We start from the raw sequence: 24,448 nt of genomic DNA, 5'->3' as shown, positions 1-24,448 counted from the left end.
CCGCCGGCTCCGAGGCAACTCCGAGGTGGGACCGAGCCGGCGGCGAGGACGCCCGGCCACACTTCCGGACCATGGGTATCGGCCTGACCGCCTGGCGCGGGGTGAACCGGCGGTGGGTGTGGCTGACCGCCGGCCTGGTGGTGGTCCTGCTGCTCGGCGCGGGCACGGTGCGCGCCCTGACCGCCGGCGCGGACGAGCGGCCCGCCGCGGTGGCCACCGTACGGGTGGACCGCGGCCCCGTCACGACCGACGTGGCGACCACCGGCACCGTGGAACCGGCGCAGACCCGCAGCCTCACGTTCGCCGTCGGCGGCACCGTGGACAGCATCAAGGTGCGCGCGGGCACGGTGGTGACCGTGGGGCAGCCGCTCGCCTCGATCGACGACACGGACGCCGCCGAGGCGGTCGACTCCGCGCAGGACACCCTGGCCGACGCGCAGGACGCGCTGGCGGACGCACGGGACAGTGCGGCGTCGACCAGCTCCGGCTGCGGGGTGGTGCCGGCCGCGTACACCGGCCCGTCGGCGACGCCGGGCAGCGCGACGCCGGGCGCCTCCCGTACCTCGGCGCCGGCCGCGACCACCGCGCCCACCCGGACCACCGCGCCCACCCGGACCGCGACGCCGGGCCGGACCACCGCGCCGGCCCGGCCCGGCGGCGCCGCACCGACCACCGCCGCCACCTGCGCCGCGCAGGGCGGGGGGCGCTCGGCCGGCGGCGGCGACGCGGTGCTCAGCGCCCAGCAGCGGGTGAACCAGGCCGAGGTGGCCCTGCGCAACGCCGAGGACCAGCTCGAGGGCACCACCATCACCGCGCCGATCGCCGGGCGGATCCTGTCGGTCGCCGGCAAGGTCGGCAGCCAGGTCGGCAGCGGCACCGCCTTCCTCACCCTGGCCGACGTCTACGACATGCAGATCAGCGCGGACTTCCCGGAGGCCGACGCCGACCGGCTCGCCGTCAAGCAGCGGGCCACCGCGACGCTGGCCGACCGGGCGGGCCAGGACTTCGCCGCCACGGTCGTGCAGGTCGACCCGGTCGGCACCGACGACGGCACGATGGTCCGTTACGGAGTGTTGCTGTCGTTCACGGACGCGCCGGAGGATCTGCTGGTCGGGCAGAGCGCCGCGGTGCGGGTCACCACCGGCTCGGCCGACGACGTGCTGCGGGTGCCGAGCACCGCCGTGCACGACATCGCCGGCGGCACCGGCACCGTGCTGCGCGCGGGTGCGCAGGTCAAGGTGGGGGTGGGGCTGCGCGGCGACCAGTACACCGAGATCACCTCGGGGCTGGCCGAGGGCGCTGCCGTGGTCCGGTCCTGGTGAGCCCGGGGCGCACGGCCCAGGTCGCTCCTACCGGATTCACAAGCGATTCAAAGGAACCGCTGGTATCTCTGTGCGGTGTATTCCGATAACCGAGGCGCCGTCGCTCTCAGTGACCCTCCGGCGGCCCGCGCCACCCGGGTCCTGGTGGTCGACGACGAGCCCAACATCTCCGCCCTGCTCGCCGCCACGCTGCGCCTGGTCGCGTTCGACGTCCGGGTCGCCGAGTCGGGCCACGGCGCCCTGGTCGCGATCGAGGAGTTCGACCCGGACCTGGTGGTGCTCGACGTGATGCTGCCGGACCTGGACGGCTTCGCGGTGGCCCGGCGGCTGCGCGCCGCCGGCCGGGCCACCCCGGTGCTGTTCCTGACCGCCCGGGATGCGGTCGAGGACCGGGTCGCCGGGCTCACCGCCGGCGCCGACGACTACGTCACCAAGCCGTTCAGCCTCGAGGAGGTGGTGCTGCGGATCAGGGCGATCCTGCGGCGCAGCCGGCCCGAGCCGGCGGCGCCGGACGACGCCGGGGTGCTGCGCTACGCCGACCTGGAGCTCGACGAGGACGCCCACGAGGTGCGCCGGGCCGGCCGGCTGGTCGACCTGTCGCCGACCGAGTTCAACCTGCTGAAGTACCTGATGGTCAACGCCGGGCGGGTGGTCAGCAAGGCGCAGATCCTGGACCGGGTGTGGAAGTACGACTTCGGCGGCGACGGGCGCATCGTCGAGTCCTACGTGTACTACCTGCGCCGCAAGATCGACAAGACCGGTCCGCCGCTGATCCACACGGTCCGCGGCGTCGGCTACGCCCTGCGCCTGCCCCGCGGCGGCGAGGAGTGAGCAGGCCATGAGGCGCTGGGGTCACTGGACCCTGCGCTCCCGGCTGGTCCTGGTGGTCGGCGCGCTGGCCGCGATCGCGCTGGTCGTGGCGAACGTCGCCGGGCTGCTGCTGATCCGCAGCTACCTGCAGGACCGGGTCGACGAGCAGCTGATGAGCCTGTCCCGGCCGTTCGCCGGCGCGCAGCGGCTGACCCCGCCACCGCCGGCCGGCGCCGGGGTGCGCAACCGCCAGCTGCGCCTGGGCGCCGACCAGGTGGCGTACGTCTACACCGCCGCCGGCACGCTGGACCCCGACCGCAGCTCCACCGCCGACGTCGAACGGCCGGCGGTGGCGCCGCTGGCCGAGGTGCTGGCGCGCGCGGCGACCGGGCGGCCGTACACGGTGGCCGCGGCGGACGGCGGCGCGGACTGGCGGCTGCTGGCCGTGGCGATGCCGGAGAGCGGCGGTGCGGTGGTGATCGGGTCGTCGCTGGAGGAGGTGGACCAGACCGGCGACCGGCTGCTGCTCATCGACGCCGGGGTGACGCTGCTGGTCCTGGTGCTGCTCGCGGCCGGCGCGGCGTTCGTGGTGCGGCTCGGGTTGCGCCCGCTGACCGAGATGGAGCGGCTGGCCACCGACATCTCGGCCGGTAACCTCTCCGGCCGGGTCGCCGACACCGATCCGCACACCGAGCCCGGGCGGCTGGGCGGCGCGCTCAACCTGATGCTGGCCCGGATCGAGGCCGAGGTCTCCGCCCGGACCGCCTCCGAGCAGCGGCTGCGGCAGTTCGTCGCGGACGCCTCGCACGAGCTGCGCACCCCGCTGACCTCGATCCGCGGCTTCGCGGAGCTCTACCGGCGCGGCGGCGCCCCGCCCGGCCCGCAGCTCGACGAGACGATGAGCCGGATCGAGGGTGAGGCCGGCCGGATGGGCGTGCTGGTCGAGGACCTGCTGCTGCTGGCCCGCCTGGACCTGCACCGGGCGCCGGTGCGGCGCCCGGTGGACCTGCTGGAGATCGCCGCCGACACCATCCGGGACGCACACGCCCGGGTCCCGGACCGCCCGGTGCGCCTGGCCGCCCTCGACGACGACTCGGACACCTTCGTGCCGCCGACCGTGCTGGGCGACGAGCACGGGCTGCGCCAGGTCGCCACCAACCTGGTCGCCAACGCGTTGCAGCACACCACGACCGGCGCCCGGGTCACCGTGCGGGTGGGGCGGGTCGCGGGGCATCTGCCGCCGGCCGGGTCGGTGCGCTCCGGGACTGTCGTCACCGGCGTACCGCTGGCGGTCCTGGAGGTCAGCGACGACGGCCCGGGCGTGCCCGCGCGGCACGCCCCCCGGGTCTTCGAACGGCTCTACCGGGCCGACTCCAGCCGCACCCGGGGCCGCGGCGGCGGCTCCGGGCTGGGCCTGTCCATCGTCGCGGCGATCGTGCACGGCCACGGCGGCTGGGTCGAGCTGGACCCGGCGCCCGGCGGCGGGGCCACCTTCCGGGTGCTGCTGCCGAGCGCCGACCCCGACCCCGGGTGAGGTTCCGAGGTGGCTCCCAGCCAACCCCGAAGATCCTCCGAGCGGGTGCCGCCACAGTGTCCGTCATGCCTGCGCCCCGTCTGGGTTCCCTGCGCCGTCCCTCGGTGGCGGTCAACGCCGCCCTGGTCCTGGTGCTCGTCGCCGGTGCCTTCTGGGGGTACGAGATCGTGTCCGGTGCGGACACCGGCACCGCGGCCGCCGCGTCCGTGCGGTCCGTACCCGTCCAGCAGGGCACCGTCACCGCCTCCGTCACCGCCGACGGCTCCCTGGAGAGCGCCGCCTCCGCCAGCGCGAGCTTCACCACCGGCGGCACCGTCACGTCGATCTCCGTACGGGTCGGCGACAAGGTCAGGAAGGGCCAGGTGCTCGCCGAGGTCGATCCGGCGCCGGCGCGGCGGACCCTGGCCGCCGCCGAGGCCGACCTGGACGCCGCCCGGGACGCGGTCGACCGCGCCGAGGACGCCGGCTCCGACACGTCCGCGGCGCAGAACGAGGTCACCCAGGCCCAGCTGGCCGTCGACGAGGCCGAGGCGGCGGTGACCGGGACCACGCTCAAGGCGCCGATGGCCGGCACGGTGGTGGCGGTCAACGGCACCCTCGGCAGCTCCTCGTCGGGCTCGTCGTCCTCGTCCTCGTCGTCCTCCTCGGCCGGTGGCGCGCCCACCGGCAGCGGGGCGTCGACGTCGTCCTCGTCCTCGTCGTCCACCGGGTTCGTGGACCTCGCCGACCTCACCAAGCTCCAGGTCACCGCGGCCTTCGCCGAGGCCGACGCGACCCGGCTCAAGGAGAAGCAGGCCGCGACCGTCACCTGGAACGCGCTCAGCGGCACCGAGCAGAGCGCCAAGGTGGTCGCCGTCGACCCGCAGGCCACCACCGCCGACAACGTGGTCACCTACGGCGTCACGCTCAGCCTCGACAAGGTGCCCACCGGCGCCAAGCCCGGGCAGACCGTGTCGGTCTCGGTGGTCACCGGCGAGGTGACCGACGCGGTCTACGTCAACGCGGCCGCGCTGACCACGGTCGGCACCCGGCACACCGTGACCGTGCTGGCCGGCGGCGTGCAGGAGGTCCGTGCGGTCGAGGTCGGCCTCGAGGGCGACCAGGCCACCCAGATCACCTCCGGGCTGACCCCGGGCGAGCAGGTCGTGATCGTCGCGACCGGCACCACCACCGGCACCACCGGCGGGTTCCCCGGCGGCGGCCTGCCGGGCGGCCTCACCGGCGGGGGCGGCGCGCCGCCGGGCGGCGGCTTCACCGGCGGCGGCGGTACGGGCCGGGGCACCCGATGAGCCGCCCGGTGCTCGCCGTCCGTGAGCTGACCAAGGTGTACGGCACCGGCGAGGCGACCGTGCACGCGCTGCGCGGCGTCTCGCTGACCGTCGAGCGCGGCGACTACGTGGCGATCATGGGCTCGTCCGGCTCCGGCAAGTCCACCCTGATGAACATCCTCGGCGCGCTGGACGTGCCCAGCTCGGGGTCGTACCACCTGGACGGGGTCGACGTGAGCCGGCTCGCCGACCGGCAGCTGGCGCTGGCCCGCAACCGGCTCATCGGCTTCATCTTCCAGGCGTTCAACCTGATCCCGCGCACCACGGCCGTGGCCAACGTGGAGCTGCCGCTGGCGTACGCCGGGGTCCGGCCGCGGCAGCGGCGCGAGCGGGCGATGGCCGCGCTGGAGACCGTCGGGCTCGCCGACCGGGCCCGGCACGAGCCCAACCAGCTCTCCGGCGGCCAGCAGCAGCGCGTCGCGGTCGCCCGGGCCCTGGTCACCGAGCCCGCGCTGCTGCTGGCCGACGAGCCCACCGGCAACCTGGACACCCGCTCCACCGCCGACGTGCTGGAGGTCTTCGACCAGCTCAGCGCCGCCGGCCGGACGATCGTGCTGATCACCCACGAGCCCGAGGTCGGCGACCGCACCAAGCGGCTGGTCCGGCTCGTGGACGGCCGGATCGTCACCGACATCCGCCAGTCGCCGCTGGACCTCGTCCCGGTCGGCGCCCAGCAGGGACGGCACAGCCGATGAGCTTCTTCGAGGTCGTCCGGTTCGCGCTGCGCGGGCTGTCGGCGAACAAGCTGCGCTCGGCGCTGACCATGCTCGGCATCCTGATCGGCGTCGCCGCGGTGATCCTGCTGGTCGCCGTCGGCAACGGCTCCGCGCAGGCGATCAGCGACCGGATCGAGGCGCTGGGCACCAACACGATCACCGTGCTGAGCACCGGCCGCGGCGGCTCCACCAGCACCGCCCTGACCACCCCGATCGCCGACGCGCTGATCGACCCGCAGCTGGCGCCGGACGTCGCCTCGGTCTCCCCGGTGGTCAGCGCCGCCGCGACGCTGACCCACCAGGGCACCGACCACGAGGTCGGCCAGTTCGTCGGCACCACGCCGAGCTGGTTCGCGGCCTCGAACACCCCGGTCGGCAGCGGGGCCGGCTTCACCGCCGACGACGAGGCGCAGGGCCGCCGGGTGGTGGTGCTCGGCCGCACGGTCGCCGAGGAACTGTTCCCCGGCGCCGACCCGGTCGACCAGCAGGTCACCGTCGGCGGGGCGCTGTTCACCGTGGTCGGGGTGCTGGCCGAGAAGAGCTCGACCGGCTTCCAGGACAGCAACGACACCGCGGTCGCCCCGCTCTCCGCGGTGCGCCAGGTGCTCACCGGGTACGGCGCCCTGACCTCGATCCTGGTGCAGGCGAAGAGCCCGGACCGGGTGGACGCGGTGCAGACGCAGGTGGCGGCGATCCTCGACGAGCGGCTCGACGTGGCGGCCGGGGCCACCGCGCCGTACCGGATCCAGAACGCCTCCCAGCTGCTGGCCACCCAGACCGAGACCGCCGACACGTTCACCACCCTGCTCGGCGCGGTCGCCGCGATCAGCCTGCTGGTCGGCGGCATCGGGATCACCAACATCATGCTGGTCACCGTCACCGAGCGGACCCGCGAGATCGGCATCCGCAAGGCCCTCGGCGCGCCGCGCCGGGTGATCCTGACCCAGTTCCTGATCGAGGCCACGCTGTTGAGCGTGCTGGGCGGCGCGCTCGGCGTCGCCGCCGCGCTGATCGGCAGCAGCTTCTCCATCGTCGGGGTCAAACCGGTGATCGTGCCCAGCTCCATCGGGCTCGCCCTGGGCGTGTCCATCGCGATCGGACTGTTCTTCGGCGGCCTGCCCGCCGGCCGGGCCGCCCGGCTGCGCCCCATCGACGCGTTGCGCTACGAGTGAGGACCGTTGTGACCCCTGCCTCCGACGACACCGCCGTCCTGCCCGCGGTGCCATACAGCACAGACCCCGTCGCTCCGGCCGGCCCCGCCGGCGAGCGGGACGACGGCTTCGCCGGCGAGCTGGCCCGGGCCGCCCCGCGCCGCTGGTGGAACCGCGGCACCCTGGTGCTGGGCGCGGTGGCGCTGCTGCTCGGCGGCTTCCTCGGCGGCCTGCAGGTGCAGAAGCACTACGGCACCGGCGCCACCGCCGCGACCGGGCGCACCGGGGCCACCGGGGCCCGGACCGGCGGCTTCCCCGGCGGCGCGTTCGGTGGCGGGGCCGCCCCGACCGCCGCGCCGACCGCCGCCGCGGGGCCCACCACGGGCAAGGTCAAGCTGGTCGACGGCACCACCATCTACGTCGAGACCTCGGACGGGACGGTGGTCACCGTGCGCACCAGCGGCGACACGTCGGTGCGCAGCGCCAGCAAGGCCGAACTCAAGGACGTCAAGGCCGGCGACACGGTCAGCGTGCAGGGCACGGCCGACAGCGAGGGCACGGTCACCGCCACCACGGTCACCGAGAACAAAGGCTGAGCCCGCCGGTCACGGCCCGAACGAGCGGCGTGCCCCGGGCGGCAGCACCACACCGCTGAGCGCGGCCCGGGCGGTGCTGCCCAGCGCCACCGGGGCCACCGGGGTGAACGGGGACGTGGCCGGCCGGCACACGGTGCCCGGCGCCGGCGCCTGGCCGGTCAGCAGGTACTGGGTGACGGCGGTGTCCACACAGGTGTTGCCGGCGATGAGGTACGCCGAGTGCCCCCACCCGGCGTACGACAGCAGCCGCGAGTTCGGCAGCAGCCGGGCCGCGGCCTGGGCGCCCTGGTAGCGGGTCGCCGGGTCGAAGTAGTTGCCGACGATCAGCACCGGCGCCGCCGTCCGCGCGGTCCACGGCCCCAGGTGCCAGTCCTGTCCCGCGCCGGCCGGCCAGGAGCGGCAGGCGCTCCAGGCCCAGTTCCAGAACCGGCCGAAGTAGCCGTACTGCCGCTCGGCGCGGTCCGCGGCGCGCTGCCAGGCGGGGAGGTCGCGCGGGTTGAGAGTGTCGGAACAGGCGACGCCCGGCGCGCCCTCCACGTCGTTCGGGTAGTCCGGCGGCGCGGCGGCGGCCGGGCCGAGCCCGGTGCGGATCGTGGCGAGCCGCCGGCCCAGCACGGCCGGCGTGAGCTGGCGCTGCACGCCGTCGAGGAAGAACGCCAGGTCGGGCCAGATCGACGCGCGGTACAGGGCGCTCAGCGTGACCACGATCAGGTCGTGGTGGGTGAACGTGAAGGTCTCACCGGAGAACGGGCCGGTGATGGTGGCCGGGTGTCCGCGCAGCCGGGCGGCCAGCGCCGCGTACCGCCGGCTCGCGTCGCCGGAGAAGGCGCAGTCCGGACCGGCCGCGTCGCACAGCCGGAAGAACTCGCCGAGGGTCCGGCCGGCGCCGTCGGCGCTGCCGATCCGGGTGCCGACCGGGGTGGCGCGTGCGTCGGCGCCGTGCCCGGTGGACCAGGCGACCGGGTCGACCACCCCGTCGATGACCAGGGCGCGCACCCGGTCCGGGAAGAGGTTCGCGTAGTTCTGCCCGAGCAGGGAGCCGTAGGAATACCCGAGGTAGGTCAGCTGCGGGTCGCCGAGCCGCCGGCGCAGCAGGTCCAGGTCGCGGGCCGCGTCGGCGCTGGACATGTGGTCGCGGACCGCCCCGCCGTGCCGGGCGCACGCGGCCGCCAGCCGGTCGTCCGACACCCGCCGCGCGCGCTCCTCGGCCGGGGTGTCCGGGAACGGCAACGGCGTCAGCACGGCCAGTGCCTGCTCGTAGCCGGCGAAGCAGCGCAGCGGGGTGCCGGCGTGGATGCCCCGCGGGTCGAAGCCGACGATGTCGAAGCGGGCCTGCAACTCGGCCGGCAGGGCGCGGGCGGCGGCGCGGGCGAACTCGACGCCGGAGCCGCCCGGGCCGCCCGGGTTGAGCAGCAGCGAGCCGATCCGCCGGGCCGGGTCCGCGGCGGGCTGCCGGACCAGCGCGAGGCCGATCTGGACGCCGAGCGGGCGGTCGTGGTCCAGCGGCGCCGGCACGGTGGCGCACTCGAAGCCGTCGCCGCAGGCGGTCCAGGCGACGGCGGGCGCCGGCGCGGGCGTGTCGGCGCGGGCGGGTGCTCCCCCGAGCGTCGCGGCCAGCGTGACGGCGACGGTCGCGGTCACCGCGAGCCTGCTGCGCCGGCGCCTCGGGTCGGTCATGGGCACCCCCGGACGGACCGAGCGGACGTGACAACCGGTGCCGACGATAGTCGCCGCCGTCGATGCAGGCTATCGTCCGCCGGTATCGTCGCGGAGCCGACAGATCACCCTCCGTCGATGAGCGACCGGGTCCGTCAGTGCGGGGTGGGCCGTACGGTCAGGATCTGCTCGGCGCGGCCCACCGGCCCCTGCCGGTCGTGCAGGGTGGTCGAGGTCAGCCCGTGGCCGGCCGCGCCGAAGATCACCGTGGTGTCCAGCCCCACCCACTCGCCGCGCGGCTGCCGGTGCAGGTGGATCGTCAGGTCCAGGTTGGGGAAGAGCCACTCCTTCGGCGACTCGCGGACGGCGATCCCGTTGGCGGTGTCGACCAGCGCCAGGAACCGGGCCAGCTCGCTGACCGGCTCGCCGGCCAGCAGGTCGAGCCGGGTGGAGACCCAGGCGGTGGTCCGGCCCGGCGCCGGCCCGGCGATCGGGCGGACGTCCAGGGTGGTGATGAACTCGCCGGGCCACGCGTCCGACATCGCCCAGCCGGGCACGGCCTCCGGCGCGGGCAGCGCGGCAGGCTGCCCGCCGGCGACCGCGGCGGTGTCGAGCTGGGCCATCCGCCACACCCGGGCCCGGACGGCGGCCCGCCCGCGGGCGGTCACCACGGCCTCGACCAGCTCGATGGTGCGCCCGGGCCGGACCGTCTCCACCGTGATCTCGAACTCGTCCAGCTTGAGCACGCCCAGGATGTCCATGGTCACCCGGGCGACCACCAGGCCGTCCGCGCCGCGGTCCGCAGCGAACCGCTCGACCGCGTGCACGATCAGGCCGGTCATCGGGGCGATGTGCTGCTCGTCGACGGCCCAGGCGCCGCCGGTCGCGGCGGTGGGCCGGAACCGCCCGGCGCCGGTCCGCTCGAAGTAGCTGATCATGGGTTGACCCTACGGCCCGGCCGGGCCGTGGATCCGGGCGCCCGGGCGGCGCCGGCCGGGAAGATCTCGGGCGCCGGCCGGGCCGGACAGCAAGAAATGACATATGCGCAACCATTGATGCCTGCGGGCCGGGTTCCTAGGCTGAGGGCGCTCGATCCGGTCTAGCTGGGGAGACGGCCCTGGACACCCGCGTGCAGCCCGGCACGCCCAGCCTGTTCGGCCGGGCGTCGCTGCTGGCCGCTGTGGAGGCGCGGCTGGCCACCGGCGGCGGGGTGGCGCTGCACGGCCCCGAGGGCATCGGCAAGAGCGCGCTGCTGGACGCCGTCGCGGCCGCCGCCACCGCGCGGGGCGAGCTGGTCGTGCGGCTGCGGCCGGCCGCGGCCGAGCGCCGGCTGCCGTACGCGGGCATCAACGACCTCGTGGCGCAGCTGCCCCCGGCGGCGCCGGCCGCCCTGCCACCCGCGCACCGCACCGCCCTGGCCGTGCTGCGGCAGGGCACCGCACCGCGTGCGGGCGCACCGGCCCTGGCCCGCCGGCTGGTGCTGCCCGGCCTGCTCGCCCACTGCGCCCGCGGCCAGGGCGTGCTGCTGGTGATCGACGACGTGCAGTGGCTCGACGCGGAGTCCGCCGAGCTGATCGGGTTCGCCATGCGCCGCCGCCCCGGGCCCCGGGTCCGGGTCGTCGCCGCCCAGCGCTTCCCCGATCCGGTCGGCCGGCACCGGGCCGCGAGGTTGTGTCCCGCGCCGGTCGCCGACCTGCTGGTCCCGCCGCTGGCCGCGGACGACCTGACCGCCCTGCTGGAGGCCAGCGGCCTGCCCTGCCGCACGGCCAGCCGGCTGCACGAGGCCAGCGGCGGCAACCCGTTCCTGGCCCTGGCGCTGGGCGGGGCCGTCGCCGCCGGGCCCGCCTGGCGGCCCGCACCGCTGCCCGACCCGGCCCGTGCGCTGCTGCGCCGGCGGATCGACGCGCTGCCGCCGCCGGTGGCCGCCACCCTGCTGGTCGCCGCGCTGGCCACCGAGCCGACCCGGACGGCCCTGGTCCGGGCCGGGCACGAGGACGCCGACCGGGACCTGCGGGTCGCCGCCACCGCCGGGGTGGTCGCGGTGGACGGCGAGACGATCCGGTTCACCCCGCCGGCGCTGGCCGCGGTGCTGGCCGAGGACGCCGGGGCGGCCCGCCGCGCGGGGGTGCACGACGCGCTGGCCAACGCGGCGCTGGACGAGACCGACAACGTCCGGCACCGCGCGCTGCGCAGCGGCCGGCCCGACGCCGACGTGGCCCGCGACCTGGTCGCCGCCGCCGAGCGGGCGCTGGGCCGCGGCGCCGGACGGACCGCCGCCGAGCTGTACCTGCTGGCCGCCGACCGCTGCCCGCGCAGCCTGGCCGCCGAGCGGTTCGACTGGCTGGTCGCGGCCGCCGGCACCGCGCTGACCGCCGGCGCGCCGACCCTGGCCGGCCGGGCTGCCGAGGCGGTGCTGGCCGCCGCGGACTCACCGGCCCGGCACCGGGTCACCGCCCGGCTGGTGCTCATCGACCTGGCCGGGCAGGCGCTCGCGGACATGGGGGAGACGTTCGCCGCCGCGCTCAACGAGGCCGGCGAGGACGTCACCCTGATCGGGCCGGTGCGGCTGCGGCTGACCTGGGCGGCGATGCTGGCCGGCGACCCGGGCACGGCGGCCGGCTGGGCGGTGGGCGCGGCCGCGGCGGCGCGGCTGGCCGGCGACCCGGGCACCGAGGCGATGGCGCTCAGCGCGCTCGCGCAGATCCAGCGGATCAGCGGCGAACCGCAGTGGGAGCAGACCCTGGCGCGGGCGCTGGCGCTGCCGGCCCCGGCGGCCCCCGGCTGGCTGCACATGGGCCCGCGGTACCTGGCCGCCCGGTTCGCCATGATCGACGACCGGCTCGACGAGGCCCGCGCCGAGCTGCTCACGCTGCTCGCCGTGGCCGAGCACGACCGCACCGGCGAGGCCCTGGTCGAGGTGCTGCGCAGCCTCTCCGAGGTGGCCAGCCGGGCGGGCCGCTGCCGGGAGGCCCTGCGGTACGCCCACCGCGCCGTCGGCGCCGCCCAGCAGGCCGGGCTGAGCCCCGGGCCGACCTGGTACACCGCCGCGGTCGCCGAGCTCACCGGTGGCAGCCTGGCCGCCGCCGCCGGGTACGCCCGCCGCGGCGGGCGCGCCTCCGAGCAGGAGGGCGACAGCCTCTACCTGCGTCGTAACCTGCACGCCCTGGGCCTGGCCGAGCTGCGCGCCGGGGACAGCCGCGCGGGCGTCGCGGCGCTGCGCCGGCTGCGCGAGCTGGAGGGCGGCGCCACCGACCCGATGATCGTGCGCTGGCGCGGCGACCTGGCCGGCGGGCTGGCCGCGCTCGGCGAGCACGACGAGGCCGCCCGCATCCTGGCCGAGGCCCGGGCCGCCGCGGACAAGCTGGGCGCGCACCCGGGCGTGGCCGGCTACCTGGACCGGGCCACCGCCGTGGTGCTCTCCGAGAGCGGCCAGGCCGACACCGCGGTCCGGCTGTCCGCGGCCGCCGCCGAGCACTTCGCCGAGCTGCACCAGCCGATCGAGCAGGCGCACGCGCTGCTGGTGCAGGGCGGCGCCGAACGGCGGCGCCGGCGGTACGCGGCCGCGCGGCTGGCGATCGGCGCGGCGCTGGCCATCTTCCTGGCCGCCGAGGCGAAGCCGTGGACCGAGCAGACCGAACGGGCGCTGGCCCGCACCGAGGGCACCTCCGCGCCCCCGGCCGAGGCGGGGCTGACCTCGACCGAGGCCAGGATCGCCGGGCTGGTCCGGGCCGGCGCCAGCAACCGGGAGATCGCCCACCAGCTCTACCTGAGCGTCAAGACCGTGGAGGCCACGCTCACCCGGGTCTACCGCAAGCTCGGCGTCCGCTCCCGCACCCAGCTCTCCTCCCAGCTCTCCGCCCGGCTCGCGACAAGGGTTTTCCCTGATTCGGTGACCGCCATCGATGCATAGCGTCACTGTCCAGTCAGCCTGGTGCATCCCGACCCCGGGAAAGCTCGCCCAGGCCTCGCCCTGACCGGGTCGAGAAAGGGAGTACGACGTGGGACGTCAGAAACTCATCACAGCCTCGGTGGCCCTGGCCACCGGCGCGGCGCTGGCGCTGGCGGCAGCGCCCGCCACCGCGAGCCCCCAGCAGGCGCCCAGCCCCGCCCCCGCACCCGCCACCCTGGCCGCGTCCGCCGCCGACAGCCTGGTCGGCAGCGCCGGCAAGGCCGGGCTGCTCCGGCGCTCCGACGGCGACGCCCTCAAGCGCACCGGCGTCGTGCAGGGCACCCGTGGCCTGCAGTACGTGACGTACGCCCGCACCTTCAAGGGCCTGGCCGTGGTCGGCGGCGACGTCGTGGTCACCACGGACGCGGCCGGCACGGTCAAGGACACCGCGGTCGCCGAGACCGCGGCCATCGCCGTCGGCACCACCCCGAAGATCTCCGCCGGGCAGGCGGCCGCCACCGCGAAGGCCAAGCTGGCCAAGGTGGACAGCGCCGGCACGCCCACGCTGAAGGTGCTGGCCGGCGCCGACCCGAAACTGGTCTACGAGGCCGTCGTCGAGGGCCGTACGGCCCAGAACAAGCCCAGCAACCTGCACATCTTCGTGGACGCCGCGACCGGCGTGGTGGTCGACGAGGTCGACTACGTCCGCGAGGGCACCGGCAGCGGCTACTACTACGGCAACGTCACCATCACCACCTCGGGCTCCGGCTCGTCGTACTCGATGACCGACACGACCCGCCCGGGGCTGCGCTGCGGTGGCCAGGGCGGCACCGCCTACACCGGCACGGACGACGCCTGGGGCAACGGCTCCGGCACCAACCTGGAGACCGCCTGCGTCGACGCGCTCTGGGGCGCGCAGCGTGAGGTCGACATGTTCTCGTCCTGGTTCGGCCGCAACGGCATCCTGGGCAACGGCAGCAACCCGCCGATCCGGGTCGGGCTCGCCGACGTGAACGCGTACTGGAACGGCTCCTACGTCAACTTCGGGCACAACCAGGCGAACACCCGCCAGGCCACGCCCATCGACGTGGTCGGCCACGAGCTGGGCCACGCCGTCTTCCAGAACACGCCGGGCGGCGCGGGCAGCGGCAACGAGAACGGCGGCATCAACGAGTCCACCGGCGACATCTTCGGCGCGCTCACCGAGGCGTACGCCAACAGCCCGCTGGACCCGCCGGACTACCAGGTCGGCGAGGAGGTCGACCTGGTCGGGGCCGGCCCGATCCGGTACATGTACGACCCGTCGCTGGCCGGCGACCCGAACTGCTACTCCTCGTCGATCCCGTCGACCGAGGTGCACGCCGCGGCCGGCCCGCTGAACCACTGGTTCTACCTGACCGCCGAGGGCTCCAACCCGACCAACGGCCAGCCCGCCAGCCCCACCTGCAACTCGACCACGGTCACCGGTCTGGGCATCCGCAAGGCCGGCGAGATCTACTACAACGCGATGCAGTCCAAGACGTCGACGTGGAAGCACTCCGGGGTCCGCACCGCGACCCTGGCCGCTGCCAAGAACCTGTACGCACCGAGCTGCGCCGAGTTCAACGCCGTCAAGGCGGCCTGGGCCGCGGTCAGCGTCCCGGCGGTCAGCGGCGAGGCGACCTGCACCACGGGCACCCCGACCAACGACTTCTCGGTCTCGGTCTCGCCCACCTCGGGCAGCGTGGCGGCCGGCTCCTCGGCCACCACGACCGTCGCCACGGCGACCACCTCCGGCTCGGCGCAGACCGTCGCGCTGAGCGCGTCCGGCCTGCCGAGCGGCGCGACCGCCTCGTTCAGCCCGGCCTCGGTGACCTCCGGCTCGTCGTCGACCCTGACGATCGCCACCACGGCGGCCACCCCGTCGGGCAGCTACCCGGTGACCGTCACCGGCACCGGCTCGGCGACGCACACGGCCACCTACACGCTGACCGTCACCGGCGGCTCCAGCGGCAGCTGCGCCGGCACCAACGGCACCGACGTGTCCATCCCGGACGCCGGGTCGGCCGTCACCAGCACGATCACGATCAGCGGCTGCGCCCGCTCCGCGTCGGCGACCTCGACCGTCGCGGTGAACATCGTGCACACCTACCGCGGTGACCTGGTCGTCGACCTGGTCGCCCCGGACGGCACCGCGTACCGGCTGAAGAGCAGCAGCACCTCGGACAGCGCGGACAACGTGGCCGCCACGTACACGGTGAACCTCTCCTCGGAGGCCGCCAACGGCGACTGGAAGCTGCAGGCGCGCGACGTCTACAGCGTGGACACCGGCTACATCAACACCTGGACCCTGACCCTCTGACCCCAGCCACCACTCCGGAGGCCCGCGGCGCCCGCCGCGGGCCTTCGTTGTGTCCGGGAACACGGCCGGCCCGAGGGCCCGCTCTGACCAGCACTTTGACGACGCACAGTGACGTGGGCTACAGGGATCCGGTGGTGGCCGTCACTCCTGTATCGAGAGTTTTACCTGGCCGGTTTGGTGCGGAAGCCCTCGACGAGGATGGTTGACGCAGGAAGCGACGAGGCTTTCGCCATCACTCATCGTGAGGAGAAGGATCATGCCTTTGAAGACCGTGCTGCGCGACGTCCGCGTGAACCTGGCGAACCGTCGCACCGAGCGGACCGCCCGGCGCCGGCTCAGCGCCGAGCTCGCGGCGTTCCAGACCCCGGCCGAGCGCGCCGAGCTCGACTTCATCCTGGGCCGGCACACGCAGGAGGAGACGCGGGAGATCCGCGAGATCCTCAACCGGCAGGACTACGAGCGCCAGCGCACCGGCAGCGCCATCGGCGGCTATCGCGGCTGACGCTGCACCTGGACACGGAACGGCCCCCGGCGACGACGCCGGGGGCCGTTCCGCAGGTCACCGGTCGGTGGGGTGGTCGTCCCGGGCGCGCAGGCTGCCGGCGTGCGCCACCGTGTCGGGGTCCTTGCGGACCTTGATCAGGCTGGCCACCGTCGTGACCACCAGCACCACCAGGATGACGCCGAGCGAGATCGGCGTGCTGACCTCGGGCACGTCCGTGCTGATGTCCTTGTGCGCCCAGTGCAGCACCAGCTTGACGCCGATGAAGGCCAGGATGATGGACAGCCCGGTGGAGAGGTAGACGAGCCGGTCCAGCAGGCCCTTCACGAGGAAGAACAGCGCCCGCAGGCCGAGCAGGGCGAACGCGTTCGCGGCGAAGACGATGTACGCCTCCTCGGTCACGCCGAACACCGCCGGGATCGAGTCGAGCGCGAACAGCAGGTCGGCGCTGCCGATCGCGATGAGCGTGATGAACAGCGGGGTGGCGGTCCGCTTGCCGTTCAGCCGGGTGAACATCTTGCCGCCGACGAACTCCGGGGTGACCGGGAACAGCCGCTTGGCGGCCCGCACCACGGCGTTGTCGGGGTCCGGATCCTCGTCGCGGTGCCGGAAGAGCTGCACCGCCGTGAAGATCAGGATCAGGCCGAAGATCAGGAACATGAACGAGAACAGCGACAGCAGCGTCGCGCCCAGCGCGATGAAGATGACCCGCAGCACCAGCGCGATGATGATGCCGAAGGTCAGCACCTCCTGCTGGTACTTCTCGGGCACCGCGAAGGTGCCCATGATGATCACGAAGACGAAGAGGTTGTCGACCGAGAGGCTCTTCTCGACGATGTAGCCGGCGAAGTACTCGGTGCCGTAGTCCCAGCCGGCGATCGACGCGAAGACGAAGCCGAACGCGATGGCGATCGCGATGTAGAACACCGACCAGGCGGTGGCTTCACGGAAGCCCACGGCGTGCGGGCGCAGCACGCCGAGGGCCAGGTCGAGGGCGAGCAGGGCGACGATGACCGCGATGGTCAGCGTCCAGCCGAGCGCGGTGACCTCCAGCATGGGGCAGGAACCTCCGGGCGTCAGTCAGCGGGGGGTGTTGGCGGAATGTACCCACAAGGGTTGCTGGTCAGACTGGGAACATCCTGAAAATCCCCCGGTCGCGGCGCTCAGGTGACCTGGAACGAGCGCTTCGACAGGCCCATCCAGTAGCCCTCGATCGACTGCTCCGGGCGCCGCTCCGGGTCCCCGGACGCGCCCAGCGTCAGGAACATCGGCGCGAAGTGCTCGATGGTCGGGTGCGCGTACGGCATCCCCGGCGCCCGGTTGCGGAAGTCGGCGAGCTCGTCGACCGCGCCGCGGGCCAGGGTCTCGGCCGTCCAGGCGTCGAAGTCCCGCGACCAGCCCGGCGCCGCCGCCTCGGGGCGGAAGTCGCGCAGGAACGGCAGCCCGTGGGTGGTGAAGCCGGAGCCGACCACCAGCACCCCCTCCTCGCGCAGCGGGGCCAGCCGGCGGCCGATCTCCAGCAGCCGGTCGGGTTCCAGGGTCGGCAGCGACATCTGCAGCACCGGGATGTCGGCGCCCGGGTACATGACCGTCAGTGGCACGTACGCGCCGTGGTCGAGGCCGCGGCTGGTCCGGGTGACCCGCTCGTGGTCGGGCATCAGCCGTTCGATCCGGGCGGCCAGCTCGGGCGCGCCGGGGGCGGGGTACCGCACCTCGTAGTAGTGCCGGGGGAAGCCGCCGAAGTCGTAGACCAGGGGCACCGTCTCGGTGGCGCCGAGCATCAGCGGCGCCGACTCCCAGTGCGCGGAGGCCATCAGGATGGCCTTCGGCCGCGGCAGGCCGGCGGCGAGCTCCTGGAGCTGGCCGACCCACGTCGGGTCGTCGACCAGGGGCGGCGCGCCGTGGCTGAGGAACAGGGCGGGCATGGTGCTCATGGGGTGCCTCCGAGTTGACGCTTCAACTACTGAAGCTCACCATACGGCGATTTACTTGAGTCGTCAACTAAATGTCAGGCGACCGGTCCAGCCGCCCAGGATCGGCTCCGGCTCCGCGCCGAGCACGTCGGCGAGCAGCATCGCGTACACGTCCCGGAAGTCGACCGTGTGCCGCAGGTCGCCGTCGGCCAGGTCGGTCAGGCTCGGCGGCTCGCCGTACAGGCCGCCCGGCACGCCGGCGCCGAGCAGCAGCAGCGCGGACGCCGTGCCGTGGTCGGTGCCCGCCGACGCGTTCGCCCGGACCCGGCGGCCGAACTCCGAGTAGACCGCCACCACCACCTCGCGCCCGGCCGCGCTGCCGGCCAGCCGCGTCACGAACGCGGCGAGCGGCTTGTCGAGCTTGCCGAGCTGCGCCTCCTGGGCGGCCTTCTCGTCGGCGTGCAGGTCGAACCCGCCCAGCGACACCGAGTAGACCCGGGTGGCGGCGCCCGCCTCGACGCACCGGGCCACCAGCGCGAGCTGCTGGTCCAGCGGCGGCGCCTGCCCGCCGGTGGCGGTCGCCGGCTCGTCGGCCTCGTCCGCCTCCTCGCCACCGGCGGCGACGCCGGTCATCAGGTCCTGCACCCGGACCAGGTCGGCGAAGCAGGCCGCCGCCCGCGCCCGGGCCGGCGAGTCGGCCGCGGCCGGGACGCCCAGGCCGGTGAGGACCGGCGTGGTCACGCCCGGCGGCAGGCGCAGGGCGCCGCCGGGCACCGTGGCGCCCGCGCTGGTCGCGCCGGCCAGCAGCGGCGGCAGCACCGGCTCGAACGACACGGCCAGCCGCGGATCGCCGCCCGCGGTGTCGAGCCAGCGGCCCAGCCAGCCGGTGCCGGCCGGCTGCTCGGGGCTGGCGGTCTGCCAGATGTCCATCGAGCGGAAGTGGCTGCGGTCCGGCTTCGGGTAGCCGACGCCGCGCACGATCGCCAGCCGGCCCTGGCCGTACAGCGCGTGCAGGCCGGCCAGTCCCGGGTTGAGGCCGACGCCATCGGCGAGCTTGAGCACCGCGCCCTCGTCGTAACTGAGCCCCGGCCGGGCCGCGTGGTAGGCCGGGTCCGCGTACGGGATGACGGTGTTCAGCCCGTCGTTGCCCCCGTACAGGGTCACCAGCACCAGGATCCGGCCGGGTGCCCGCTGCCCGGCGGTGGCCAGGATGTCGCGCAGCCCGTACGCGGTGCCGCCGGCCGCGAGCGCACCGGCGGCGACCACACCGCCGGCGGTCAGGAAGCGGCGCCGGGTGATCGTGTCCATGTCCGTGACTCCTTCTCATGACTCCTTCTCAGTGGACCGCGTACTCGCCGGTGGCGAGGCCGAGCGCCAGCAGCCGGCGGGGCTCGTGGACGGCGCCGGACAGCACGGCGGCCGTGCGGTCGGTCCACGCGTCGACGACCAGCAGCCGGGCCAGCGCGGCCAGCCGGTCGCCGGGTGCGGTGTCCGCCAGGCCCGCCACCGCCCGCGGGGCGAGCGCGGCCAGGTGCCGGCCGTGCTCGAGCCGGGCCAGCGTGGCCGACGTGGTCAGCCAGGCCGCGCCGACCGGCCAGCCGCCGACGCTGGGCGGCTGCAACGGGACCTGGCCCAGCGCCCGCAGCCCGGCCAGCAGCCGCTGCTGCGCCGGCTCCGGCAGGCCGGCGACGGCGACGCCCAGCTGGCGCAGCGCGCCGACCAGCCACTCCACCGGCTGCTTGACCAGGCCGCCCGCGGTGCCGGCGAAGTCCGGGTCGGTGACCACGGCGCGCAGCATCGCGGTGGTGCCGGCGCTGCCCGCGGCGACCAGCCGTGCGGTCACCGGCGGGGACGGCGCGGCGCCGGCGGCGTAGCGGATCCAGAGGCGGTGGGCCAGGAAAGACGCGTGGGCCGGGTGCCGCACCAGCAGATCCGCGTACGTGTCCACATCGCACCGTCCGGAGTGGCCCAGCAGGGTGACCGGGGTGTCGTCGTGCCGGCGTGGGACCAGCGTCGCCGTACCGGCCGCCCGGTCCACCCGCCAGCCGGTGAGCACCCGGGCGCCGGCCTGCACGTCGGCCTCGGTGTACGCCCCCACGCCCAGGGTGAACAGCTCCATCAGCTCCCGGGCGAGGTTCTCGTTCGGGGCCTGGCGGGTGTTGCGCTGCCCGTCCAGCCACAGGATCAGCGCGGGGTCACGGATCATCGCCCGCACCAGGGGACCGGTGGGGCCGCCGCCGTACCGCCGGAAGGTCTGCTGCTGGGCCAGCAGCAGCGGCGCGGAGCGCACCTTGCGCACCGAGGTCGCCCAGTGGCCGTGCCAGAAGAAGGTGAGCTTCTCCGCGGCGCCCGGCTCGGCGGCCAGCCGGGCGAGCCACCACCGGGTGGCGGCGCCGACCTGGGCGCGGGCCTGCCGGCGGGCCCGCTGCAGGTCCTCGCGGCTCGCGTCGCGGCCCAGCCCGGCCAGCGGGTCGGGCCCGAGCTCCGGCAGCCGGGCGGCGCCGCCGATCGAGGCCAGCACCCGGGTCAGGGTCGCGGCGGCCCCGGCGCGTACGGCGGCGTCCACCTCGGCGGCCGTGGGTCCGAAGGTGAGCCGGCGCAGCAGATGGGACACCTCGGCACGGTCGGTCATGACGGCGACGCTAGGCCCGGCGGGTAAGCGTTCGGTAAGGGTGCGGTCAGAGCCGCGTACGCGTCCGTGCCAGGTAAAGAAGATGTTAACTTCTTCGATCTACCCGGAGACGGAACCGCAGCTCGCGGCCTTGCCACAGGATGCATTTCGGATCAGGCCACTCTGGACATTGCGCCGCGTGCGGGGCGCTGGCAAGCTACGCGGTGTTGCTCGGGCGCCGCTCACCGTAATCGGTCGCGGCTACCCTCGTCCTACCTCGATCCTCAGCCCGCACCGCCGGTCACCACGACCCGCGGTGGCCCGGCCGTGCCCGCGTCCCAGGGAAGGAGACCGTCGAGTGGCGACCAGCCAGCTGCCGCTCGCCGATGACCTGTACCTCGCCGCCCACGACAGCACCCGCGGCCGCTGCCTGCTCACCCCCGCCACCCTCGGGCTCGGCGTGGCCGCCGCCCTGCTCGCCGAGCTGGTCCTCTGGCGCCGGCTGGCGGCCCAGGACAACCAGCTGACCGTGCTCGACGAGCGGCCCACCGGCGACCCGGCGACCGCGGCGGTGCTGGAACAGCTGCTGCGCGAGAGCCACCACCGGCAGATCCGCGACTGGATCTCCTTCCTGGCCACCGGCGTGGCCACCGAGCTGGTCGAGCGGCGCCTGGCCCGGTCCGGGCTGATCCGCCGCGAGGAGAAGCGCGGGCTGCTCGGCACCAAGGTGCGGTTCGTGCCCACCGACCCCGCCGCGGCCGGCTGGCCCGGCACCCGGATCCGGATCGCCGCCACCCGCGGCGAGCTGCTGGACAGCCCCGATCTCGTGCTGACCGGGCTGGTGCTGGCCACCGGCCTGGACCAGCACGTGCTCGTCACGCTCGACGCGCGCGAGCGCGACCACCTGTTCGACCAGCTGCGCCGGCGCACGCCGGCGATGCTGCAGCACCTCGTCGGCCACGCAGAGGCCGCCGTCGGCGACGCCGTGATGGCCCGCCGAGCCTGACACCCCGTCCCGTTGGGAGATCCCCGTGTCCAGCACGTCCACCCCCGTCAGAGAAAGCCAGCTCTCGACCGCCCTGGCCCGCGACCGCCTGGGCGTCGCCGCGGTCGTGTTCTTCGTGATGTCGGCCGCCGCGCCGCTGACCGTCGTCGCCGGCGTCGTCCCCACCGGCCTGGCCGTCACCGGCCTGACCGCCATCTCCATCGCGTTCCTCGCCGTCGCGGTCGTGCTCGCCGTCTTCGCGGTCGGCTACGTCGCCATGGCCCGGCACATCGCCAACGCCGGCGCCTTCTACGCCTACGTCGCCCGGGGCATCGGCCGCCCGTTCGGGGTCGGCGCCGCCTGGGTGGCGCTGCTGGCCTACAACAGCTTCCAGATCGCCTCGTACGGCGGCTTCGGCGCGATCGCCGCCCCGCTGGTCACCGACTGGTTCGGCGTCGAGCTGCCGTGGTGGGGCATCGCGCTGGTCGCCTGGGCGCTGGTCGCCGTGCTGGGCGTGCGTGACGTCGCGGTCAACGGCAAGGTGCTGGCCACCCTGCTGGTCGCCGAGATCGTGCTGGTCGTGGTGTTCAGCTTCGCCGACCTGGCCGGCCCGGAGTTCGCCGCGTCGTCCGCGCCGCTGAACCCCGGCAGCCTGGTCGGCGCGGGCGCCGGCGCGCTGCTGGTCATGGCCGTCACCGGCTTCGTCGGCTTCGAACAGTCCGTGGTGTTCAGCGAGGAGTCCCGGGACCCGCGCCGGACCGTGCCGCGGGCCACGTACATCGCGGTCGCCCTGATCGCCGGCCTGTACGCGTTCTCGGCCTGGGCGATGATCTCCGCGGCCGGCGCCGACCCGGTCGGCCGGGCCGGCGCCGAGGGCCCCGAGCTGTTCTTCAACCTGGCCGCGGACCGGCTCGGCGGCAGCGCCCTGCACCTGGGCCACGCGCTGTTCCTGACCTCGCTGATCGCCGCGATGATCTCGTTCCACAACATCATCGCCCGGTACACCTTCTCGCTGGGCCGCGAGGGCGTGCTGCCGCGCGCGTTCGGCCGGACCGTGCCGGCCACCGGCGCGCCGAAGAACGGCTCGCTGGCCCAGTCCGCGCTCGGCCTGGTCGCCATCCTGGTGTACGCGGTGGCCGGCTGGGACCCGCTGGTGCAGCTCTTCTTCTGGGGCGGCACCACCGGCGGCATCGGGGTGCTGCTGCTGATCACGGTCACCTCCGCCGCGGTGATCGGCTACTTCGCCCGCAACCCCGAGGGTGAGGACGGCTGGCACCGGATCGGCGCGCCCGTGCTCGGCACCGTGCTGCTGCTCGTGGTGACCTACCTGGCGCTGACCAACATCGCCGTGCTGTTCGGCGTCGCGCCCGGTTCCACGCCGACCTGGGCCGTGCCGCTGGCGTACGCGCTGCTGACCCTCGCCGGCGTCGGCTGGGCGCTGATCCTGCGCCGGAGCCGGCCGCAGGTCTACGCCGGCATCGGCATGGGCGCGCGCAGCGCCGGCTCCGGCTTCACCTTCCGCGACGCCACCTCGGAGGTCCGCCCGTGAACCCGGTCATCCGTCCCGCCACCGAGGCCGAACTGCCCGCGGTCGGCGCGCTGATCGCGCTCTCCTTCGACCACCTGGAACAGAACCACTCGCTGGTCCCGGACCCGGCGGCCCGGCTGCGGGTGATGAGCGACTTCTTCACGCTGCTCACCGAGCACGCGCCGCTCTGCGGCAAGGTCGACGTGATCGACGATCCGGCGGGCGGCCTGGCCGCGGCCGCGGTCTGGTTCGACCGTACGCTCGAGATGCCGGAGATCCCGCACTACGACCACCGCCTGGCCGAGCTGGCGGGGGAGTGGCTGCCGAACTTCCACGCCCTGGACGAGCTGTTCGACAAGCACCACCCGGTGGACCCGCACTGGCACCTGGCGTTCCTGGCGGTGTGCCCCGAGCACCAGCACCGCGGCCTCGGCGGCGCGCTCATGGACAGCACCCACCAGGACCTGGGCGGCACGGCGGCGTACCTGGAGGCGACCAACGACGACAACATCCGCCTCTACCGCCGGTACGGCTACGCCGAGATGATGCCGTTCGACATCCGCATGCCCGACGACACACCGTTCTACCGGATGTGGCGGGCATAGCGGCTGGCCCGCCGGGGTGCGGCCCGGTTCGGGCCGCACCCCGTCGCGCCGGACCGCCGGAGCCGTGGCCGCGCTCCACGACCTGCTGAACCCGTGGGACCCCGCGCGCAACCCGGCCGACGCGTTCTTGCACCGGCGGGTGCCGGCGGCCGGCTCGGTGCTGGATATGGGCTGCGGCATCGAGGCGATGCTGCACCACGCCCGGGACGCCGGGCACCGGAGCCGGCCGGCCGGCCGGCATCGACCCGGACCCGGCGCACCTGTGCCTGGCCGGGATCGGGGCCGCGCTGATCGAGGGCGGCCAGTTCGCCTTCGAAACCCGCCACCCGCAGGCCCCCGCCAGGCGGGACGGGACGCCCGCGCTTGCCACCGAGGTCGTCGACGCCACCGGACGCACGCTGCGCGTCATCCACGAGGTCGAGTCCGTCGTGGACGGCGCGGTCACCGTCACCGCCGGAGAGATGCTGCACCGCCGCCGGCACGTGTGGCGCTTCCTGTGACGACAGACCCCAACACCCTTCTGACCGCATTTCCCGTGAAGATCGATGACTGGCTCGGACGGCCACGCAGGAGCGGTCGACCGCCGAGGCTCGCGGACGCGGAGTTGCTGACCCTGGCGGTTGCGCAGGCACCGCTGGGGTGCGTTCGGAGGCCCGCTCGTTCGAGGGCGGCGTCACCGCTGCTCAAGCGGGGCCATCCGGGTGGGCCGGCTACGCCTACTGCAGATATCAACCCCGCCAAAAACCAGTGGGTCACAGCCCAGCCCGCACCCCGCACCCCGGGGCCCCGCAACCCATGGGTGACCCCCCACCCAGCCGCAGCCTGCTGAGCGCAACCGGCGCGGAATGTTCGCTTGACCACTACCGAAGCCTGGCCTGCCCGACAAACCCGCCCGGCTCAACCACAGCGCGGAAGCCAGACCCCGCACCAGAAGGTGACCGCACACCTGGAGTTGCAATCA

Annotated in this window: 19 protein-coding genes; 13 read left to right on the top strand and 6 right to left on the bottom strand. The window is 74.8% G+C overall.

Annotated features, from left to right (window positions below):
- Positions 1–71: 71 nt before the first annotated feature.
- The 7 genes from ACIBQZ_RS39180 (at position 72) to ACIBQZ_RS39150 (ending at position 7,457) form a co-directional block, all read left to right on the top strand.
- Positions 72–1,322, top strand: coding sequence for an efflux RND transporter periplasmic adaptor subunit (locus tag ACIBQZ_RS39180; RefSeq protein WP_396094005.1), 1,251 nt, complete (start codon positions 72–74; stop codon positions 1,320–1,322).
- 75 nt (positions 1,323–1,397) lie between these two features.
- Entirely contained in the window at positions 1,398–2,153 is a 756-nt protein-coding gene (locus tag ACIBQZ_RS39175; protein WP_396094004.1) for a response regulator transcription factor, read from the top strand.
- A gap of 7 nt (positions 2,154–2,160) precedes the next feature.
- Complete coding sequence (locus tag ACIBQZ_RS39170) at positions 2,161–3,666, top strand: sensor histidine kinase (protein ID WP_396094003.1); 1,506 nt, start codon at positions 2,161–2,163, stop codon at positions 3,664–3,666.
- Between the two features lie 65 nt (positions 3,667–3,731).
- Positions 3,732–4,955, top strand: a complete 1,224-nt coding sequence (locus tag ACIBQZ_RS39165) for an efflux RND transporter periplasmic adaptor subunit (protein ID WP_396094002.1) — start codon at positions 3,732–3,734, stop codon at positions 4,953–4,955.
- Positions 4,952–5,689, top strand: a complete 738-nt coding sequence (locus ACIBQZ_RS39160) for an ABC transporter ATP-binding protein (RefSeq protein ID WP_396094001.1) — start codon at positions 4,952–4,954, stop codon at positions 5,687–5,689. The genes ACIBQZ_RS39165 and ACIBQZ_RS39160 overlap by 4 nt, the downstream gene beginning before the upstream one ends.
- Positions 5,686–6,882, top strand: a complete 1,197-nt coding sequence (locus ACIBQZ_RS39155) for an ABC transporter permease (protein ID WP_396094000.1) — start codon at positions 5,686–5,688, stop codon at positions 6,880–6,882. The genes ACIBQZ_RS39160 and ACIBQZ_RS39155 overlap by 4 nt, the downstream gene beginning before the upstream one ends.
- An 8-nt stretch (positions 6,883–6,890) precedes the next feature.
- Positions 6,891–7,457 carry a hypothetical protein gene (locus ACIBQZ_RS39150; RefSeq protein ID WP_396093999.1) on the top strand — a complete coding sequence of 189 codons (567 nt, stop codon included), beginning with the start codon at positions 6,891–6,893 and terminating at the stop codon, positions 7,455–7,457.
- 9 nt (positions 7,458–7,466) lie between these two features.
- Here ACIBQZ_RS39150 and ACIBQZ_RS39145 read toward each other — a convergent pair whose 3' ends face one another.
- Positions 7,467–9,134 carry an alpha/beta fold hydrolase gene (locus tag ACIBQZ_RS39145; RefSeq protein WP_396093998.1) on the bottom strand — a complete coding sequence of 556 codons (1,668 nt, stop codon included), beginning with the start codon at positions 9,132–9,134 and terminating at the stop codon, positions 7,467–7,469.
- 134 nt (positions 9,135–9,268) lie between these two features.
- The gene (locus ACIBQZ_RS39140) at positions 9,269–10,051 is read right to left on the bottom strand and encodes a thioesterase family protein (RefSeq protein WP_396093997.1); all 783 of its coding nucleotides are present in this window, start codon (positions 10,049–10,051) and stop codon (positions 9,269–9,271) included.
- A gap of 191 nt (positions 10,052–10,242) precedes the next feature.
- Here ACIBQZ_RS39140 and ACIBQZ_RS39135 point away from each other — a divergent pair, with 191 nt between their 5' ends.
- The 3 genes from ACIBQZ_RS39135 (at position 10,243) to ACIBQZ_RS39125 (ending at position 15,845) form a co-directional block, all read left to right on the top strand.
- Positions 10,243–13,023, top strand: a complete 2,781-nt coding sequence (locus tag ACIBQZ_RS39135) for an AAA family ATPase (RefSeq protein ID WP_396093996.1) — start codon at positions 10,243–10,245, stop codon at positions 13,021–13,023.
- 88 nt (positions 13,024–13,111) lie between these two features.
- Complete coding sequence (locus ACIBQZ_RS39130; RefSeq protein ID WP_396093995.1) at positions 13,112–15,343, top strand: M4 family metallopeptidase; 2,232 nt, start codon at positions 13,112–13,114, stop codon at positions 15,341–15,343.
- Positions 15,344–15,599: 256 nt separating this feature from the next.
- The gene (locus ACIBQZ_RS39125) at positions 15,600–15,845 is read left to right on the top strand and encodes a hypothetical protein (RefSeq protein WP_396093994.1); all 246 of its coding nucleotides are present in this window, start codon (positions 15,600–15,602) and stop codon (positions 15,843–15,845) included.
- Between the two features lie 57 nt (positions 15,846–15,902).
- On the opposite strand, the gene ACIBQZ_RS39120 is transcribed toward ACIBQZ_RS39125, so the two are convergent.
- The 4 genes from ACIBQZ_RS39120 to ACIBQZ_RS39105 form a co-directional block, all read right to left on the bottom strand.
- Positions 15,903–16,901, bottom strand: coding sequence for a TerC/Alx family metal homeostasis membrane protein (locus ACIBQZ_RS39120; RefSeq protein ID WP_396093993.1), 999 nt, complete (start codon positions 16,899–16,901; stop codon positions 15,903–15,905).
- A 107-nt stretch (positions 16,902–17,008) separates the two neighbouring features.
- A complete protein-coding gene (locus ACIBQZ_RS39115; RefSeq protein WP_396093992.1) occupies positions 17,009–17,779 on the bottom strand; it encodes a dioxygenase in 771 nt (256 codons plus the stop codon).
- 63 nt (positions 17,780–17,842) lie between these two features.
- Positions 17,843–19,066, bottom strand: a complete 1,224-nt coding sequence (locus tag ACIBQZ_RS39110; RefSeq protein ID WP_396093991.1) for a DUF1501 domain-containing protein — start codon at positions 19,064–19,066, stop codon at positions 17,843–17,845.
- A gap of 28 nt (positions 19,067–19,094) precedes the next feature.
- Positions 19,095–20,390 (bottom strand): DUF1800 family protein, encoded by a 1,296-nt coding sequence (locus ACIBQZ_RS39105; RefSeq protein WP_396093990.1) that lies wholly within the window; start codon positions 20,388–20,390, stop codon positions 19,095–19,097.
- 337 nt (positions 20,391–20,727) lie between these two features.
- Here ACIBQZ_RS39105 and ACIBQZ_RS39100 point away from each other — a divergent pair, with 337 nt between their 5' ends.
- Genes ACIBQZ_RS39100 through ACIBQZ_RS39090 form a run of 3 tightly spaced genes read left to right on the top strand, consistent with a single transcriptional unit; the run spans position 20,728 to position 23,487 of the window.
- Positions 20,728–21,375, top strand: coding sequence for a GPP34 family phosphoprotein (locus ACIBQZ_RS39100; RefSeq protein ID WP_396093989.1), 648 nt, complete (start codon positions 20,728–20,730; stop codon positions 21,373–21,375).
- A 25-nt stretch (positions 21,376–21,400) separates the two neighbouring features.
- The gene (locus tag ACIBQZ_RS39095; RefSeq protein WP_396093988.1) at positions 21,401–22,903 is read left to right on the top strand and encodes an APC family permease; all 1,503 of its coding nucleotides are present in this window, start codon (positions 21,401–21,403) and stop codon (positions 22,901–22,903) included.
- Positions 22,900–23,487, top strand: coding sequence for a GNAT family N-acetyltransferase (locus tag ACIBQZ_RS39090; RefSeq protein ID WP_396093987.1), 588 nt, complete (start codon positions 22,900–22,902; stop codon positions 23,485–23,487). The genes ACIBQZ_RS39095 and ACIBQZ_RS39090 overlap by 4 nt, the downstream gene beginning before the upstream one ends.
- The last annotated feature ends 961 nt before the right edge of the window (positions 23,488–24,448 follow it).

The sequence above is a fragment of the Actinoplanes sp. NPDC049599 genome, from assembly GCF_044465625.1.
Lineage (GTDB): Bacteria > Actinomycetota > Actinomycetes > Mycobacteriales > Micromonosporaceae > Actinoplanes.
Note: the sequence above shows the minus strand (reverse complement) of the source record. Positions and strands in the feature narration are given on the sequence as shown.